The organism is Propioniciclava sp., assembly GCF_047602245.1.
Classification (GTDB): Bacteria; Actinomycetota; Actinomycetes; order Propionibacteriales; family Propionibacteriaceae; genus Propioniciclava.
Window position 1 is genome coordinate 1,329,256 of record NZ_JASGHT010000001.1, and the last position, 17,818, is coordinate 1,347,073.

General features: G+C 69.1%; 15 protein-coding genes. 7 read left to right on the plus strand and 8 right to left on the minus strand.

Annotated features, from left to right (window positions below; genetic code table 11):
• Positions 1–2 precede the first annotated feature (2 nt).
• Genes QM708_RS06490 through pknB form a run of 4 tightly spaced genes read left to right on the plus strand, consistent with a single transcriptional unit; the run spans position 3 to position 6,298 of the window.
• A complete protein-coding gene (locus tag QM708_RS06490) occupies positions 3–1,445 on the plus strand; it encodes a protein phosphatase 2C domain-containing protein (RefSeq protein ID WP_415105664.1) in 1,443 nt (480 codons plus the stop codon).
• 1 nt (position 1,446) lies between these two features.
• Positions 1,447–2,991 carry an FtsW/RodA/SpoVE family cell cycle protein gene (locus QM708_RS06495; RefSeq protein WP_415105667.1) on the plus strand — a complete coding sequence of 515 codons (1,545 nt, stop codon included), beginning with the start codon at positions 1,447–1,449 and terminating at the stop codon, positions 2,989–2,991.
• The gene (locus QM708_RS06500; protein ID WP_415105669.1) at positions 2,988–4,424 is read left to right on the plus strand and encodes a peptidoglycan D,D-transpeptidase FtsI family protein; all 1,437 of its coding nucleotides are present in this window, start codon (positions 2,988–2,990) and stop codon (positions 4,422–4,424) included. The genes QM708_RS06495 and QM708_RS06500 overlap by 4 nt, the downstream gene beginning before the upstream one ends.
• A 59-nt stretch (positions 4,425–4,483) precedes the next feature.
• Complete coding sequence (pknB, locus tag QM708_RS06505) at positions 4,484–6,298, plus strand: Stk1 family PASTA domain-containing Ser/Thr kinase (RefSeq protein ID WP_415105672.1); 1,815 nt, start codon at positions 4,484–4,486, stop codon at positions 6,296–6,298.
• Positions 6,299–6,399: 101 nt separating this feature from the next.
• On the opposite strand, the gene QM708_RS06510 is transcribed toward pknB, so the two are convergent.
• Both QM708_RS06510 and QM708_RS06515 read right to left on the minus strand, forming a co-directional pair.
• A complete protein-coding gene (locus QM708_RS06510) occupies positions 6,400–7,032 on the minus strand; it encodes an aminodeoxychorismate/anthranilate synthase component II (protein WP_415105675.1) in 633 nt (210 codons plus the stop codon).
• 21 nt (positions 7,033–7,053) lie between these two features.
• A complete protein-coding gene (locus QM708_RS06515) occupies positions 7,054–7,812 on the minus strand; it encodes a DUF881 domain-containing protein (RefSeq protein WP_415105678.1) in 759 nt (252 codons plus the stop codon).
• A 77-nt stretch (positions 7,813–7,889) separates the two neighbouring features.
• Between QM708_RS06515 and QM708_RS06520 the strand changes: the two genes are divergently transcribed.
• A complete protein-coding gene (locus QM708_RS06520) occupies positions 7,890–8,195 on the plus strand; it encodes a cell division protein CrgA (protein ID WP_415105680.1) in 306 nt (101 codons plus the stop codon).
• 138 nt (positions 8,196–8,333) lie between these two features.
• Here the strand turns inward: QM708_RS06520 and lysS are convergent, their stop codons facing one another.
• The 4 genes from lysS to QM708_RS06540 form a co-directional block, all read right to left on the minus strand.
• Positions 8,334–9,800, minus strand: a complete 1,467-nt coding sequence (lysS, locus tag QM708_RS06525) for a lysine--tRNA ligase (protein WP_415111325.1) — start codon at positions 9,798–9,800, stop codon at positions 8,334–8,336.
• A gap of 147 nt (positions 9,801–9,947) precedes the next feature.
• Positions 9,948–11,858, minus strand: a complete 1,911-nt coding sequence (locus QM708_RS06530) for a BglG family transcription antiterminator (RefSeq protein ID WP_415105683.1) — start codon at positions 11,856–11,858, stop codon at positions 9,948–9,950.
• 4 nt (positions 11,859–11,862) lie between these two features.
• A complete protein-coding gene (locus tag QM708_RS06535; RefSeq protein WP_415105686.1) occupies positions 11,863–12,162 on the minus strand; it encodes a PTS sugar transporter subunit IIB in 300 nt (99 codons plus the stop codon).
• Between the two features lie 79 nt (positions 12,163–12,241).
• A complete protein-coding gene (locus QM708_RS06540) occupies positions 12,242–12,562 on the minus strand; it encodes a PTS lactose/cellobiose transporter subunit IIA (protein WP_415105689.1) in 321 nt (106 codons plus the stop codon).
• A gap of 265 nt (positions 12,563–12,827) precedes the next feature.
• Here QM708_RS06540 and QM708_RS06545 point away from each other — a divergent pair, with 265 nt between their 5' ends.
• Both QM708_RS06545 and QM708_RS06550 read left to right on the plus strand, forming a co-directional pair.
• Positions 12,828–14,150, plus strand: coding sequence for a PTS sugar transporter subunit IIC (locus QM708_RS06545; RefSeq protein WP_415105691.1), 1,323 nt, complete (start codon positions 12,828–12,830; stop codon positions 14,148–14,150).
• A 4-nt stretch (positions 14,151–14,154) separates the two neighbouring features.
• Positions 14,155–15,525 (plus strand): glycoside hydrolase family 1 protein, encoded by a 1,371-nt coding sequence (locus QM708_RS06550; RefSeq protein WP_415105694.1) that lies wholly within the window; start codon positions 14,155–14,157, stop codon positions 15,523–15,525.
• A gap of 132 nt (positions 15,526–15,657) precedes the next feature.
• Here QM708_RS06550 and QM708_RS06555 read toward each other — a convergent pair whose 3' ends face one another.
• Complete coding sequence (locus tag QM708_RS06555; RefSeq protein ID WP_415105697.1) at positions 15,658–16,143, minus strand: methylated-DNA--[protein]-cysteine S-methyltransferase; 486 nt, start codon at positions 16,141–16,143, stop codon at positions 15,658–15,660.
• Positions 16,140–17,729, minus strand: a complete 1,590-nt coding sequence (locus QM708_RS06560) for an AlkA N-terminal domain-containing protein (RefSeq protein WP_415105700.1) — start codon at positions 17,727–17,729, stop codon at positions 16,140–16,142. Before QM708_RS06560 ends, QM708_RS06555 begins: the two co-directional genes overlap by 4 nt.
• Positions 17,730–17,818 lie beyond the last annotated feature (89 nt).

Sequence of the window (17,818 nt, forward strand, 5' to 3'; positions counted from 1 at the left end):
CCGTGGCGCTGACGCTCTCCTACGACGCGCATTCCGAGATCGGGCTCGTCCGCACCAACAACCAGGACTCGGCCTACACCAGCCCGCGCATGCTGATGGTGGCCGACGGCATGGGCGGTGCCGCCGCCGGCGACCTGGCCTCCGCCGTCGCCACCTGGGAGTTGCGCGCCACCGATGAGGCCCTGGACGTCCGCATCGCCGAGGTGCGCGCCGCACGGCTGGCCGACGAGGCCGACATCCCTCCCGACCAGCGCGAGGCCGCGGACGAGGACGAGGATCATCCCAGCGACATGGTGGACCTGCTCACCGTGATGGCGCTCACCCTCGCCCGCGCCAACGAAAAGCTGATCGAGCTGGTCGAGGACGATCCCGAACTGGCCGGGATGGGCACCACCGTGTGCGGCTTCGTGCTGGCGCAGGACCGGCTCGCCGTGGTCAACATCGGCGACTCGCGCGCCTACCTGATCCGCGACGGCCAGTTGCACCGGGTCACCCACGATCACAGCTGGGTGCAGACCCTGGTCGACGAGGGCCGGATCACCGAGGAGGAGGCGCTCGAGCACCCGCACCGCTCCCTGGTGCTGCGGGTGCTGAACGGCTCCCCGCAATACGAGCCCGATCTCGGCTGGGTCGGCATCGCGCCGGGCGACCGGCTGCTGGTGTGCTCCGACGGCCTGTGCGGCCTGATGACGGACGCCGCCATCGCCGCGGTCGCCGCCGCCGGGCTGCCGCGCCAGGAGACCATCGACGGCCTGGTCGCCCTGGCTCACGAGGCGGGCGGCTACGACAACATCACCCTCATCGTCGCCGACGTCGAGACCGACGGGCCGCTCGGGCCGGTGGCCACCCTCGGTTCGGCGGCCACGGTCGCGATGCCGGACGGGCCGGAGCGCACGGCGTCCTTCGCGGCCCTGCCGTCGGCGGCGATCGGCGAGCTCGAAGCCCAGGAGCGGGCCGTCACCCAGGCCGAGGCCGCACGCTACGCGCTGCACGGCCGCCGGAAACGCCGGTCCTGGGTCAAACTGGCCATCGGCGTCCTGGTGCCCGCCGTCGCACTGGTCGGCGGTGGCTTCGGCTTTTACCAGTACACCCAGACCCGCTACTTCATCGGTCCCGCGCAGGCGAATGTGGCGCTCTACCGGGGCATCCCCGACCGCATCCTCGGCCAAGACCTGTCCCATGTCATCGAGACCGACAGCACGCGCATCGCCGATCTTCCGCCGTACTACGCCGAACAGGTGCGGGCCACCATCGAGGTCGCCAGCATCGATGCGGGACGGTCGACGCTGGCGACGCTACGGCAGAAGGCCGACCAGTGCATCACCCAGCGCGCGGCGAGGGCCAGCGGCGATCCGGGTGCCCCGTCGAGCACCCCCGCGCCCGAGGAGACCACCGCCTCGCCCACCCCGTCCCCCACCCCGGTCGTCGCGCCCGAGGAGTGCTGAGATGCCCGAGGTCGTCGTGCACCGCAAGCGCACCGTCTCGTCGGCGCTGATGATGCTGCTCGCTCTCGCCATTGGTGCGGGCGGCTATCTGCTGGTGGCGCTCAACCAGACGGGCACGTTCCCGGCCGACTGGATCATGTCGTTCGGGCCGTGGCAGTTCGGCGGGCCTTGGTATGCCGGCGTCGCCGGCTGGTTCGCGATCGGTGGCCTCGCCTGGGCCGTCACCCGCTGGCGGCTGCCGTACGCCGACCCGCTGATCCTGCCGCTGGTGTTCCTGCTCAACGGCCTGGGCATCTCGATGATCTACCGGCTCGACCAGGCCGACAGCCTGCACAGCGCCGAGCTGCAATTGTTCTGGCTCGTCCTGGCGATCCTCGGGTTCAGTGCCGTGGTGGTCCTGCTGAAAGATCACCGCCGGCTACAGCGGTTCACCTACGTGTGGTTCCTGGCCGGGGTGATCCTGCTGCTGTCGCCGCTGCTGCCGGTGATCGGCAAGGCCAATCACGGCGCCCGGATCTGGATCGAGCTCGGCCCGTTCAGCTTCCAGCCCGCCGAGATCGCCAAGATCGTGCTGTCGATCGCCTTCGCCTCCTACCTGGTCGAGAGGCGCGACGTGCTGGCGATGGCCGGACGCCGCTTCGCCGGCATCGATTTCCCGCGCCCGCGCGACCTCGGGCCGATCCTGATCGCCTGGGGACTCGCCATGGTGGTGCTCGTCTTCCAGCGCGACCTGGGCACGATGCTGCTCTTCTTCGGCCTGTTCGTGATGATGCTCTATGTCGCCACCGAACGGCCCAGCTGGGCGATCCTGGGCATCGGCATGGTCGTCGTGCTGGGCGGTCTCGGCTACGCGTTCTTCGACCACGTGCAGACCCGCTTCTCCTCATGGCTCAACCCGTTCAGCGACTACGACCGCAACCTGCAGGTGATCAGCGCCCAGTTCGGTTTCGCGTGGGGTGGCCTGTTCGGCACCGGCTGGGGCATGGGGCGTCCGAACCTGACGCCGCTGGCGAAGAACGACTTCATCGCGGCAGCGCTGGGCGAGGAATTGGGCCTCTACGGCCTGGTGGCGATCGTGGTGCTGTTTGCGCTGATGGTCTCCCGGGTGCTCAAGGCGGCGCTGGCGTCCAGCGAACCGTTCGGCAAGCTGCTGGCCACCGGCCTGGCGTTCGTGTTCGCCCTGCAGGTGTTCGTGATCATCGGCGGCGTCACCCGGCTGCTGCCGCTGACGGGTCTGACCACGCCGTTCGTCTCCCAGGGCGGCAGTTCGCTGGTGTCGAACTACCTGCTGGTGGGCCTGATGCTCACCATCACCCATCAGGTGCGGCGCCCGCAGGTCGAACTCGCCGACGCCGGTGAGGTGATCTCGCTGTCGGCCGACGCGACGCAGGCGATTCCCGCCGTGCGCGACCAGGTGATCGCCGATCCGCGGCCCGATCCCGCCGACTTCGGTGCCCGCGTTCCCGGCCCGGTGACGGACGCCGCACAGCAGCCTCCCGATGCCGTGACCGAGACGATCGACACAGCAGGGGAGGGCACGCGATGAACGGCCCGATCAGGCGGGTATCCCTCGTGGTGATGCTCATGTTCCTGGCGCTGGTGGTCAACTCCTCCTACGCCTACCTGGCCCGCACGGACTCGCTGAATCGCGATCCGGCCAACCGGCGCGTGCGCGACGCGCAGTTCGGCGTCGACCGCGGCGACATCCTGGTCGGTAACACGCCGGTGGTCACCTCGACCCCGGTGGATACCCGGTTCGCGTTCCAGCGCGGCTACGCGCAAGGGGCGCTGTACGCCCCTGTCACCGGCTTCTACTCCTTCGAGTACGGCGGCTCCGGGCTGGAGCAGTACTACTCGGCGCGCCTGTCAGGCACCGCCGACTCCCAGTTCCTGCAGAACGTGATCAACACCGCCACCGGCAAGCGTCCTCAGGGCGACAGCCTGCAGACGACCCTGGACGCCCGCGCCCAGCGCGCCGCCGCGCAGGCGCTCGGCAACCGTCCGGGCGCCGTCGTGGCGCTCGACTACACGACCGGCGCGGTGAAGGCCCTGGTCAGCACGCCGTCGTTCGACCCCAACGACCTGGCCTCGCACGACCTGAACGTGTCGCGTGCGGCGTGGAAGAAGCTGACCGAAGACCCGGCCAAGCCGATGGCGAATCGTGCGGTACGCGAGATCTACCCGCCGGGATCAACCTTCAAGCTGGTCGTGTCGGCCGCGGCGCTGGAGTCGGGGATGACGCCTGACTCGATGGTCGATTCCCCCGCCTCCTTGACGCTGCCCGGTTCGACCTTCCAGATGACCGGCTCGTGTGGCGGCGAGCAGATCACCCTCAAGCAGGCGCTGCGGGTGTCGTGCAATACGGCGTTCGCGAACCTGGGCAGCACCCTCGGCGACGACGCGCTCCGCGCGCAGGCGCAACGGTTCGGATTCGGCTCAACCCAGCTCCCCGAACTCTCCGGCGTGGCCAGCCGGTTCCCGTCCAACCCGGACGCCGCCCAGACCATGCTGTCCTCGATCGGCGGCTTCGATGTCGCGGCGTCCCCGTTGCAGATGGCGATGGTGGCCGCCGCGATCGCCAATGACGGCGTCCTGTTCGAGCCGTACCTGGTGGAACAGATGCGCGGTCCCGACCTGAACGTGACCTCCACCCGCCGGCCCAACCAGCTGTCGCTGGCCTTGGCCCCGGCGAACGCGCGGGCGCTGCAGGACATGATGGTCGACGTGGTCGAGAACGGCACCGGTCGCCGCGCGCAGATCTCCGGCGTCCGCGTCGGCGGCAAGACCGGCACAGCGCTCACCTCCTCATCGGGTGACAGCTCCGGCCGGGTGCCGTACGCGTGGTTCGTCGCCTTCGCCGACGATCCCGCGATCGCGGTGGCCGTGTTCGTGCAGGACGCCGGGGTGGACGGCTCCGAGATCTCGGGCGGCCGCTACGCCGCACCGATCGCCCAAGCAGTAATCGAGTCGATGCGATGACAGACGAGCCCACTCCCCGCCCGGCCACCCCCGGCCCGCGGGACGTTCCGGAGGACACCATGACTGACCAGCAGCCACGCATCTTGGGCGGCCGATACCAGCTCGGCCAGGTGATCGGCCGCGGCGGCATGGCGCTGGTCAGCCGCGCCCGCGATCTGCGCCTGGGCCGGGATGTCGCCGTCAAGGAATTGCGGGTCGACCTGGCCGGCGACTCCACGTTCCAGGAACGGTTCCGCCGTGAAGCGCAGTCGGCGGCCCGGCTGAACCACCCCAACATCGTCAGCGTCTACGACACCGGCGAAGAGGTCGACCCGGTGTCGCAGACCTCCGTGCCGTACATCGTGATGGAGCTCGTCGAGGGCCGGACGCTGCGCGAGATCCTGCGCGAGGGGCGTCCGATCCTGCCGCGGCGCGCCCTCGAGTTCACCGTCGGCGTCCTGGACGCGCTCGCCTACAGCCACCGCGCCGGCATCGTGCACCGCGACATCAAGCCGGCCAACGTCATGCTGACCTCGTCGGGGACCATCAAGGTGATGGACTTCGGCATCGCGCGCGCGGTGTCCGACACCTCCTCGACGATGACCCAGACCGCTGCGGTGATCGGCACCGCGCAGTATCTGTCGCCCGAGCAGGCGCGCGGCGAGCGGGTCGATTCCCGCTCCGACATCTATTCGGCCGGCTGCCTGATGTACGAGCTGCTGGTCGGACGCCCGCCGTTCCAGGGCGATTCGCCGGTGTCGGTGGCCTACCAGCATGTCCGCGAGCAGCCGGTGCCGCCGTCGACGCTGGACGCCGAAGTCACCGCCCCGATGGACGCGGTCGTGCTCAAGGCGCTGGCCAAGGATCCCGACGACCGCTACGCCAGCGCCGCGGAGATGCGCGACGACGTCCAGCGCATTCTGGGCGGGCAGCGCGTCGAGGCGACGCTGCCACCCCCCGTGCCCCCGCTCGTGGCCACCCCGCAGGCGCCGGCGCCTGCGACCGCGATGCTGTCCGCCGATCCGCCGACCGCCGAGCAGACCGCCGCGACGGGTGTGGTGACCGACACGCTGCCCGAGTCCGCCCAGAAGAACCGGTCCCGGCTGTGGTGGACGCTCGCGATCGTCGCGCTCCTCGTCGTCGGCGTCATCGCCGCGATCACGCTGATCAACAGCCAGAAATCCTCCGACCCCAAGCAGGTCGCCGTGCCCGTCCTGTTCCGGACGACCGAGCAGGAGGCGCGCGACCTTCTGACCGAGGCGAAGCTCGTCCCGCGGGTGGAGTACGACAAGGTCGACGATCCGTCCATGCTCGGGCGGGTGCTCAAGACTGATCCCGTCGCCGGCACGCCGGTGCCCACCGGTTCGACGGTGGTGATCACGGTCAACCAGGGCCCCGACATGAAGAGCATCCCCGCCAGTGTGGTGGGCATGCTCGAGGACGACGCCAAGCGACTCCTCGGCACGGGCTCAGGCGGGCTGGGCTTCACGAACGTGCGCGCGGTGGAGGCCACCGACGAACCGCTCACCGCGAAGGCGGGCGAGGTGCTGTCGGTCGATCCGCCGCCCGGTGGCGAGCCGGTGAGCGTCACCACGCCGATCACGCTCCGCGTCGCGACCGGCCAGTCCCCGGTGCCGTCGTTGCAGGGGCTGACCCGGGAGGAGGCCAAGATCGAGGTCGAACGGGCCGGGTTCAAGAACTACGTCTTCGAGCCGTCGGCCAGTTCGGGGGTCGTGATCAGCACCCGTCCGGAGACGGGTGAACTCGCCGACCGGACGGCCCGGCTGACGATCGTGCTGAGCAGTGGCTCGACGCCCACACCGTCCGCCACGCCGAAGACCACGCCTCCACCCAGCGGGAGTGCCACACCGTCGGCGACCGGCGAAGAGGACTGAGCCGAGCGCCGAACCCGTCTCGGCCGGCGTCCGCGCTCGACCGGAACCGGACTGAGCGCTGACCGTCCCGGGCTACGGCCGGAGCGTCCGCCCCGGGCCGGTCACTCGACGGCCATCAGCGGCGCCAACCCCGCCGCACGACGGGGAGCGTCGGCGTCGCCGCAGGCGGCCAGCCAGTTGGCGAGCATCTGATAGCCGCCTTCGGTGAGCACCGACTCGGGGTGGAACTGCACCGACTCCACCGGGAGCGTCTTGTGCCGCACCGCCATGATCACGCCGGAGTCGGTACGCGCCGACACCTCCAGATCATCAGGCATGGTCGCGGGGTCGATCGCCAGCGAGTGGTAGCGCGTCGCGGTCAGCGGGCTCGGCAGGCCGGCGAACACGCCGCGTCCGTCATGGTGGATCAGGCTGGTCTTGCCGTGCAGCAGTTCGGGCGCCCGCCCGACCACACCGCCGTAGGCGACGCCGATCGACTGCAGGCCCAGGCAGACGCCGAAGATCGGCACCCGCCCAGCCTGGTCACGGACGACGTCGATGCACACGCCCGCCGCCTCGGGCGTCCCCGGCCCCGGTGAGAGCAGGACGCCGTCGTAGCCGGCCACCCAATCCGGATCGGCGAACCGGGGGTCGTCGTTGCGCCACACGTCCACCTCGGCCCCGATCTGGGCGAGGTAGCTGACGATGTTGTAGACGAACGAGTCGTAGTTGTCGATCACGAGGATGCGGGCCATGCGCACCATTGTCCCCCACGCTCAGCGGACGGCCCGCGCGTGCACGAATTCGGCCGGCCCCGAGTAGGCGGGCATGGCCACCGAGGGACGGCGCGCCACCTCGTAGCCCAACCGGTAGGCGTCCACGTATTGGCGGTAGAGGACGAGGTAGTCGTCCTCGCGCAGGGAGCGCTCCAGGGAGGCCTGGTCGCCGATCGCGACGATCACGTACGGCGGGGCGTAGGGGACGCCGTGGATGACCACCGTGTTGCCGACGCACTTGATGCCGGTGCGGGCGGCCACGCGTTGGCCCTGGATCGTCATCGCCTCGGCCCCGCCGGCCCACAGCGCATTGACCACGGCCTGGATGTCTTGTTGGTGGACGACCAGCAGGTCGGCGTCCACGCCGGCGGGTTGCACCGAGGCCGGGGCGTCGGTCAGCGTCACGCTCACCGCGGGCCCGGTCACCGGCTGGGCGCCGGCCGCCTCGGCGGCGTCCTCCAGGCCGGCGGCCGACTCGCTGCCCGCGGCGTCCGCCTGCTGGCGGGTGAGTTCGTCCACCTCGGCGCGCAGGCCGGACGCGCGCGAAGCGAGCCGGTCCGCACGGTCGGATTCGGCGCGCACCAAGGCGGCCAGTTCCGTGGTGCGGGTCGGACGCAGATCGTTGCCGCGGGAGGCGACCGCGCCCGCGGCCATCATCACCCCGGCGAGCACGCAGACCAGCACGGTGAGCGGACGCAGCGGGTTCCGGCGCTCACGCGCCGCCTGCCACGCCTCGCGCAGTCTCTCCCGTGGTCCCACGGGACCCAGCCTAGTGTGGGCCGAGGCGCCCGCCGGGGTAGGCTGACCCCGCAGATCAGACGTTCAGGAGTGTTCAGGTGCCGGAATCCAAGGGCCGCAAGGAGGCCGCGGAGAAGAAGAAGTCCGCGCGAAAGGCGGCCGCCGACCAGGAGCGCGCGGAGCAGAAGCGCCTGAGGAAGGCCGGGCTCGCCGACCGCCGCGGATGGGTGGTGCCGACGTTCGTCACGCTCATGCTGCTCGGCGTCCTGTGGCTGGTGGTGTGGTATCTCACCGCATCCACCGGCGTGTACGTCCCCGGCATGTCCGACCTGGGCAACTGGAACCTGCTGATCGCGATGGGCGCCATGGCCGCCTCCTTCGCGGTCGCCACCCTCTGGAAGTAGCCCCTTCCAGCACCGAGGCGCGGACCCCACGCTCACGCGCACGAGTTGCACCGATGCGCACGAAATCTCGTAGGCAACGGTGCAACCCGTGCGCGACAGCGAAACACCACCCGCTCCAACCACCGGGCGGCGTCCGGGTCAGGACAACGGCTTGAGCAGCGGGAACAGGATGGTCTCGCGGATGCCCTTGTTGGTGAACAGCATCACCAGGCGGTCGACGCCCATGCCCATGCCGCCCATCGGCGGGGCACCGAATTCGAGGGCGTTGAGGAAGTCCTCGTCGAGCTGCATCGCCTCGGGGTCGCCCTTGGCGGCCAGCAGCGACTGTTCGGTGAACCGTTCGCGCTGGATGACGGGGTCGATCAGTTCGCTGAAGCCGGTGGCGCGCTCCATGCCGCCGATGATCAGGTCCCACGCCTCGATCAGGCCGGGCTTGGTCCGGTGCGGGCGGGCCAGCGGCTGGGCGATCGCCGGGTAGTCACAGACGAAGGTGGGCTGCAGCAGGCCGGGCTCGACGATCTCGCCGAACAGTTCGACGGCCAGCTTGTCCGAACCCCAGGCCGGGTCGTATTCGATCTCGCGGGCGTCCGCGATCGCCTGCAGCCGCTCCACCGGGGTGTCGACCGAGATCGTCTCGCCCACGGCTTCGGATAGCCCGTCGTACAGCGGCAGCCAGCGCCACTCACCATCCAGGTCGATCACGCCGGCCTCGGTCTCGATCTGGCGCGAGCCGAGGGCGTCGGCGGCGTCCACGATGATCTGCTGGGTGACGTCGGCGATGCCCTTCTGGTCGGTCCAGGCCTGGTAGGACTCCAGCATGGTGAACTCGGCCGAGTGCGAGGAGTCGATGCCCTCGTTGCGGAAGATGCGGCCCATCTCGTACACCTTGTCGGTGCCGCCGACCATGGCGCGCTTGAGGTACAGCTCCAACGCGATGCGCAGCGTCATGTCGATGTCGAACGCGTTCAGGTGGGTGTGGAACGGACGCGCCGCCGCGCCGCCATGGATCAGCTGCAGCGTCGGGGTCTCCACCTCGATGAAGCCGAAGCCGTGCAGGGTCTCGCGGATCGACCGGGTGATCGCCGCCCGGGTGCGCACCATGGCGCGCGCCTCGTCACGGACCACCATGTCGGCGTAGCGCTGCCGGACGCGGGACTCCTCGGACAGCTCCTTGTGCAGGGTCGGCAGCGGGCGCAGCGCCTTGGACGCCAGCGCCCACCCGGTCGCCATCACCGACAGCTCGCCGCGGCGGCTGGAGATCACCCGCCCGGTCACTGACACGAAGTCGCCCAGGTCGATGTCGGCCTTCCAGGCGTCCAGCGACTCCTGGCCGACCTCGGCGAGGCTCAGCATCACCTGCAGGCGGGCCGAATCGGCGTCCGGGGTGAACTGGTCGGCCAGCGTCGCGAAGCACAGCTTGCCGGTGTTGCGCTGGAACATGATCCGGCCGCTCACCGAGACCACGTCGCCGGTCTCCTGACCGGCCTCCAGGTGCGCGTAGGCGTCCCGGATCTCGCCGAGGGAATGGGTGCGCGGCACCTCGACCGGATACGCCTGCCCGCCCGCGGCCAGGATGCGCGCCCGCTTACCGAGGCGCACCTGCACCTGTTCGGAGACGGACGGCTGTGGCACGGGCTGCTTGGTATCGGTCACCGGGGGATTCTATCGTCCGCGCCGTGGGGCTCGGTCACGCGATCAGCCCCCACGGGCTCCGGAAAGGAGCGCGCACCGGGGTGCGTGATACGGCGTGGTTCAGTGATCGAGCAAGCCGCGCAGTGACGCCAAGAAGGCCTCCGCGTCCGTGGCGTGCTCCAGCAGCGTGCTGACGTTCCCGGTTTCCGACAACAGCCGGATGATCTGGTCGAGCCCGTCGCGGAAGATCTGGCGGCCGTCCGGCGACAGCGCGAACAGCATCACCAGCCGCACCGACGACGAACCCCACGGAATGCCCTTCTCGGAGACCAGCACCGAGATCGCCGTCGTGGTGGCGTCCATCCGCAGCGAGTGCGGGATCGCGAACTCGCCCCCAAACGAGGTGCTGGACCGGCGCTCGCGGTCGAGCACGTCCTCAAGGTAGTTCTCGCCCACGTAGCCCTGCTCGACCAGGCGTCCGCACATCAGCTTGAGCGCCTGCTCCTTGGTGAGGCTCTCATCGAGGCGGATGAACAGCGCGGGATCGATCAAGGTCACCAAGGTGGTGCGGATCACCCGGCGCATATTGCGCGCCTGCTCGACGTCGACCGCCTCGTTGACGGCGGTCAGGTCGGACGCCGGCAGCAGCGGGCTGATGTGCACCAGGGGCGCGCTCGGCTGCATGGCGGGCACCACGCACGACACGATCAGGTCGCTGGTGATCGCGCCGAAGTCGACATCCAGGGTCGTCTCGACCCGCTCGATCACCGCCCGGCCGCGCAGGGCCGACTCCAGTTTGCCGGCGATCGTGTCGGCCATGTCGTAGTAGCCGGGGACCACCAGCGTCATGGTGAGCAGGTGGCGCTGCTCCAGATAGCGCAGGTACTGCATGCCCATGTGCAGGGCCAGATAGGCGATCTCCGCCTCGCCGACGGTAATGCCGAAGTGCTCCTCCAGCCGCTGCGCGTAGTCGAGCGCCAGATCGTGCACGAACGGATGGCTGTTCTTGAAGGTGGTGCCGAGCGGATGGCGCAGGGACAGGTTCGACCGCGCACGGACGACCAGGTTCTGCACGTGCAGGGTCAGTTTGAGCAGCATCGCTGGGTCGGGCGGGCCCAGCATGTATTTGGCGGCCACGTCGTCCAGCAGGCTGCTGGCCACCAGCTTCAGTTCGGGGTCGATCACCGCCTCGGCGGCGCTACGGTCCCCCATCCGTATCGCGCGCACCGCGAGGACGCCGTACAGGGCGTCCAGTTCGGACGGCGGCAGCGTGATGGCGTACTGATTTTCGATCGTGGCGGCCAGGATCCCGCAGACGCGGTCGACCACCTCGTCCTTGCGTTCGAGCGGCCACTCCGAGCCGGGCAGGGTATTGCCGCAACGGATCCGCTCCACGGTGATGGCGGTGTGCAGCAGCAGATCGGTCAGCGCGTACTCGTTCAGCTCCAAGTCGGACTCGGAGATGATCTGGCTGATCGAACTGCGCATCCGCTCCAGATCCAGATGCGCGTACTCGCGGCTGAACTCATGCCAGGTCGGCAGGATGCCCTGCTCATCCTGCTGCACCATCTGGCGCACCAGGCGGCGCCGCGAACGCTCGGAGCCGTCCAGATAGATCAACTCGTGGTCACGGCGGAGCGCCAGATCATGGTCGCGGACCACCTCACGGACCCGGCCCAGGTCAGCCTCCAGCGTCGAGTCGCTCACATAGAGGCGCTCGGCCAGCTCGTAGATGCTGATCGGCTCGCTCGCGGCGGCGAGGAACCGGCAGACGTACCGCAGGCGTCCATCAGGAGTGTCGAGTGCCGCGCGATGCTCCTCCACCGGAGTCATCCGCGCTCGTGCCCGCGGATCGAGTGCGTAGCCACGATGCGTGGCGACGATCACTGGTCCGCGGGCGTTGAGTTCGCTGACGTACGTGCGGATGCTCCTGGTCGACACGTGCAAGTGCCGGGCCAGTTCCTCACCGGACAACGGGTGCGAAGCCCGCATCAGCGCCTCGACCAAGGCGCGGCGCTTGTCCGGCCTCATCAAGTCACTTGCTGGCGAGCAGCTTCCGCGCCTGATCCATGGCAGCCTTGCCGTCCATCATGCCGTAGGCGCGCATGTCGATGACGCCGCTCGGGATGCCCTTGGGATCGGCGAGCTTCTTGACGTCCTTCTCCTTGAAGCGGATCTGCGGGCCGAGCAGGATCACGTCGTACTGGTCGATGACGGCCTCGAGCTCGCCCACCGGCACAGCGTCGACCGCGTCACCCTCTTCGGCGAACTTCTTCATGTTGTTGGTGAGCAGGCTGGTGGACATGCCAGCGGCACAGATGAGCAGAACCTTCATGACTAACCTCCACGAATTCTTCGTTGAATGCGGCGGGAGTGCCGCGGTTGGTGCGGCGGGAGTGCCGCGTGTGCCTGGCTCAGGCTTTGGCCGCCAACGCAGCGTGGATCTCGATGAACTCGTCGGCGAGGTCACGGACCAGCATCGCGCCGGTCAGGTGGTCCTGAGCATGCACGAGGATGATGTTAACCGGCACCGCGTTGCCGCGCGCTTCCTGGGTGAGCATCTTGGTCTGGGAGCCGTGCGCGGCATGCAGATCCTCGTCGGCCTCGACCAGGAGCTTCTTCGCCTCCTCGAGGTTGCCCTCGCGCGCCTCGCGGATGGCCATCATGGCGCGCGACTTCGCGTTGCCGGCCATCGCGATCAGCTGGAAGGCGCCCTCGTAGTCCTTGGGGTCCATGGATTGATCCTCCTCATTTCTCGGCGCGTCGTCGCTGAAGCGGCCGATCGTCACCGTTGACTCTTGCGGACGTTAGTCTTCCCCACCCCACCCGTCCCCTCCCACCCGGAGTGCTTCCGCGATCGCGGAAGCGAAGCTGGGTCGCCAGCGCGGCGTCCGCTGGGTCACACTGACCAGTGCTGAGTTCAGCGCGCACCGTTGCGCCGGCTGAGCCGCGACACAGGTTTCATGGCACCGACGCCACCACTAGTAAGGAGTTCAGGCGATGGCCTCAGTTGGAGATTTCATCAACGAGAAGGTACTTCCTCCGATTCTCAGATTCGTCAACACCAAGCCCATCACGGCGCTCAAGAACGGCATGATGTTCGTGATGCCGCTGACGATCGTTGGCGCCATCTTCCTGCTGCTGGCCAACTTCCCGATCCCGGAGTTCGTCGCCTGGCAGAAGACGATCGGCATCTACGACGTCTTCATGCAGGTTTACACCGCCACCTTCAACCTGCTCGGCGTGGTGGCCTGCGTCGGCATCACCTACAGCTGGGTCCGTAACGAGGGTTACGACGCCCTGCCTGCAGCCGTGTGGTCGTTCTGTGCGATGGTCATGCTGCTGCCGCTGCACGTGCTGCCCAAGGGCGCGACCGAACCGGTGACTGGCGTGATCCCGCTCGACTGGACCAGTTCGAAGGGCATGCTGGCCGGCATCCTGATCGCCTACTTCGTCTCGATCGTGTACTGCTGGTTCCTGAAGAAGAACATCACCATCAAGATGCCGGACGGTGTGCCGCCGAATGTCGCCACCGCCTTCACCTCGCTGATCCCGGGCACCGTCATCCTCACCCTCATCGCGGTCGTCTACGGCCTCTTCCGCATCTTCGACACCAGCATGGTGGAGGCGATCTACAACGCGATCCAGACCCCGCTGATGGGCGTTTCCGACAGCCTCGCCGGCATGCTGATCGTCAGCTTCACCGGCCCGTTCCTGTGGTTCTTCGGTGTTCACGGCTCGTCCATCGTGGCGGGCATCATGACCCCGATCACCCTGTCGAACGCGCAGGCCAACCAGGCCCTGATCGACAGCGGCGTCGAGCTGACCATCGCCAACGGCGGCCGCATCGTCACCCAGCAGTTCGTCGACAACTATGTCGCGATGACCGGTGCCGGCATCACCATCGGCCTGGTCGTCTACATGCTCGTGTTCGCCAAGTCGGCACAGTTCAAGACCCTGGGCCGTCTGGGTGGTGCACCGGCCGCGTTCAACATCAACGAACCCATCGTGTTCGGTACCCCGATCGTGATGAACCCGCTGCTGCTCGTGCCGTTCTTCCTGACCCCGATGATCACCAGCACGCTGCTGTACTTCGCGATGTCGACCGGAATCCTGCCGTTGTTCGCGGGCGTGATCGCGCCGTGGACGACGCCACCGATCCTCTCGGGCCTCATCGTGGGCGGCTGGAAGCATGCCGTGTTCCAGGCATTGATCCTGGTGCTGTCGGTGGCCATCTACTACCCGTTCGCCCGCAAGGCCGACCTGCTGGCCTACGCCGACGAGCAGGCGGCGGCAGCCGAGCACGAGTCCGCGGGAGTGTAGCGGCATGAGCTTCCCCGCCGACTTCTTCTGGGGGGCGTCCTCGAGCGCCTATCAGATCGAGGGCGCCTCGGACCGCGACGGCAAAGGCCCGAGCGTCCAGGACATCAAGACGCCCCCCGCGGGCACCCCGGATTTCACGGTGTGCTCGGGTCACTACGACCGCTATGCGGAGGATGTCGCGCTGTTCGCCGAGCTGGGGCTGACGTCCTACCGGTTCTCGATCGCCTGGACGCGGATCGTGCCCGATGGCGACGGTGAGGCGAACCCGGCCGGGATCGCGTTCTACAACAACCTCATCAACGAGCTGATCAAGCACGGCATCGAGCCGATCGTGACCGTCTACCACTTCGACCTGCCTGCCGCGCTCGCCCGGCGCGGCGGGTGGGGCAACCGCGCCACGATCGACGCCTTCGTGCGTTTCTCGCGGATCTGCTTCGAAGAGTTCGGCGATCGCGTCACCTACTGGCAGACGATCAACGAGCAGAACGTGATGACGCTGCACCCCGGTCATGCCAAGGACGCCGCGGGCGGCAGCCTGGAGGGGTACCCCCTCTACCAGGCGAACCATCACATGTTCGTCGCCCAGAGCCAGGCGATGGCGGTGTGCCACCAGGTGCGGCCCGAGTGCAAGATCGGCCCCGCGCCGAACATCTCGATCAACAATCCGGCCTCCAGCGATCCCAACGACGTCCTCGCGGCCCAGTACGCGGACGCCGTCCGTTGCTGGCTCTACCTGGACGCCGCCGTGTTCGGTGAGTACAACCCGGTCGCGCTCGACTACATCAAGCACGCGGGCTACACCCTCGAGGTGACCGACGAGGACCGCGCGATCATGCGCAACGGCAAGCCGGACTTCATCGCCTTCAACTACTACAACACCGACACGGTGGGGTACGTCGAGGGCAAGACGCTGGTCGACGCCGACGGCAATATCCATGGCCCCGGCGAACCGGTCGACAACCCGCACCTGACCCGCACCGAGTTCAGCGGCTGGTGGCTGGATCCGCTCGGGTTCCGCACCACGCTCAACGCGATCTACGGCCGCTACCGCCTGCCGATGATCGTCACCGAGAACGGTCTGGGCGCGCGGGACGAACTGGTCGACGGCGAGGTGAACGACGACTACCGCATCGAGTACCTGCGCGATCACATCACGCAGCTGAAGGTGGCGATCGAGTCGGGCATCCCGGTGATCGGCTACCACCCGTGGTCGGTGATGGACCTGATCTCCACCCAGGAGGGGTTCCTGAAGCGGTACGGCTTCATCTACGTGAACCGCAACAACGAGTCCGAGCTGGATCTCGCGCGGATCAAGAAGAAGAGCTTCGCCTGGTACCGCAAGGTCATCGACTCCCACGGCGAGGATCTCTCCTGAGCATCGCCTGCTGAGCCGAAAGGGCCGGTGTCGCATCTCGATGCGGCGCCGGCCCTTTTCGCATGGTCAGACCGCCGCCTTTGGAGCCCGCACCCTGTGCGGGTCATGCGCCGACGCGACCGGCCACAGACCTCACCGCCCCGCCGAGCCCGCCGCCTCGTGGTCGAGCAACCAGCGCTTTCGCTCGATGCCGCCGGCGTAGCCGGTGAGGCTGCCGGTCGAGCCGACCAGGCGGTGGCACGGCACCACGATGCTGATCGGGTTGCGGCCGGTGGCCGCGCCGACCGCTCGCGAAGACCCGGGACGGCCAAGACCGGCGGCGACCTGGCCGTAGGTCCGGGTCTCACCGGCGGGGATCGTCGACAACGCCCGCCACACCTCGTGCTGGAACTCGGTGCCGCGCGGGGCGAGGTCGAGATCGAAACGGGTGCGGTCGCCGGCGAAGTACTCCCCCAGCTGGGTGACGGCGTCCTCGGCGATGGTGTCGTCCCGGACGCCCAACGCGGCGGCGTCCGGGAAGTGCTTGTGGCCGTCGGTGTAGAGCCCGCACAGCACTCCGCGGTCGTCGACCACCAGGGTGAGCGGGCCGACGGGTGAGCCGATCACGCGATGCTTCATGAGTCCTCCTGGGGAAGATGGTTGATCGGGTGGTCGTCGACCGCCCACAGGTATTGGGTGGCGTAGGCGCGCCACGGACGCCAGGCTCGCGATGCCGGTTCGGGGTGCTCGATGCCGAGCCGCGCGCACGCCCGGCGCATGCCCAGATCGCCGGCCGGGAAGGCGTCCGGGTCGCCGAGGGAGCGCATCGCGATCATCTCCAGCGTCCAGGGGCCGATGCCCTTCAACCGGGCCAGCCCGGCGCGGGCGGCGTCCCGGTCGGCACCGGACGACAGATCGACCGCACCCGAACTCAGCGCGCCGGCGAGTCCGGTGAGGGTGGCCAGACGGGACGCCGGGGCCGCCAGGGCGTCCGGCGGCAGGTCGGCGAGCGCCTCCGGCGTGGGGAACAGGTGGGTCAGGCCGCCGGCCGGATCGGTGACCGGCTCGCCGAAACGGGCGACGAGGCGGGCGGCGTGCGTCCGGGCCGCCGCCGTCGACACCTGCTGGCCGAGCACCGCCCGGATCGCGAACTCGTCCGGGTCGACGGTGCGGGGCACCCGGCGTCCGGGCGCGGCGGCGATCAGCGGAGCCAGCAGCAGGTCACCCGCGAGCGCGGCGTCGACCGCGACCGGGTCGGCGTCCAGGTCGAGCAGCCGGCGGCAGCGCCCGATCGCCGGGGTCAGATCGCGCGGATCGCTCAGGTGCAGGGTGGCCGCGACGTGATCCTCACGCGGGGCGAGCGCCACGAAACCCGGCCCGTGCGGCAGTCGCAGCGTCCGGCGGTAGGCGCCGCCGCGCCACTCCTCCACGCCCGGGGCCGCGGTCGCGGCGAGATGACCGAACACGTTCGAGGGGTTGAACGGACGCCGGAACGCCAGTCGCAACGAGATCTCGAGCAGACATCCATGGGCGAGACCGGCCCCTGACGGATCCTCGGCCGCCATCTCGCAGGCCCCGCCGGCAGCGCCGCGAGCCCGGCCGATCGCCTGCCGGCCAGCGGGGACCCCGGGGAGCCGCCCCTCGACGCGGCTCGCACCTGAGCGCGTCGTCCGTCCACGCAGCTCGGACGGCGTGGTGCCGTAGACGGCGCGAATGGTGTCGTTGAAGGACCGGACCGAGCCGAATCCGGCAGCGAAGGCGACATCGGCCAAGGGCAGGGTGGTGGTCTGCAACAGAATCCGTGCCGCGTGGGCGCGCTGCGCGCGAGCGAGCGCGATCGGTGGGGCGCCCAACTCGGCGAGCGTGAGCCGCTGCAGGTGACGCACCGAATAGCCGAGCCGAGCGGCGAGACCGTCGACTCCCTCCCGATCGACAACCCCGTCACCGATCAGCCGCATGGCGCGCGAGGTGACGTCGGCACGGACATCCCACTCGGGTGAGCCGGGCGCCGCATCGGGGCGGCACCGCTTGCAGGCACGGAATCCCGCCGCCTGCGCCGCGGCCGCGCTCGGATGAAAGGTGGAATGCCTGGGATGCGGCGTCCGTGCTGGGCAACTCGGCCGGCAGTAGATCCCGGTACTGGTGACGCCGGTGAAGAACGTGCCGTCGAACCGCGCGTCGCGCCCGGCGACGGCGGCAAGGCAGGTCTCCCGCTCCGGCATCATGCGTCCATGGTGCCCCACCCGGAGCACCGGTTCTCGCAGGAATGCGACATCGCAGCAGCCCTCACCGTTCTCCCCACGAACAACCCGGC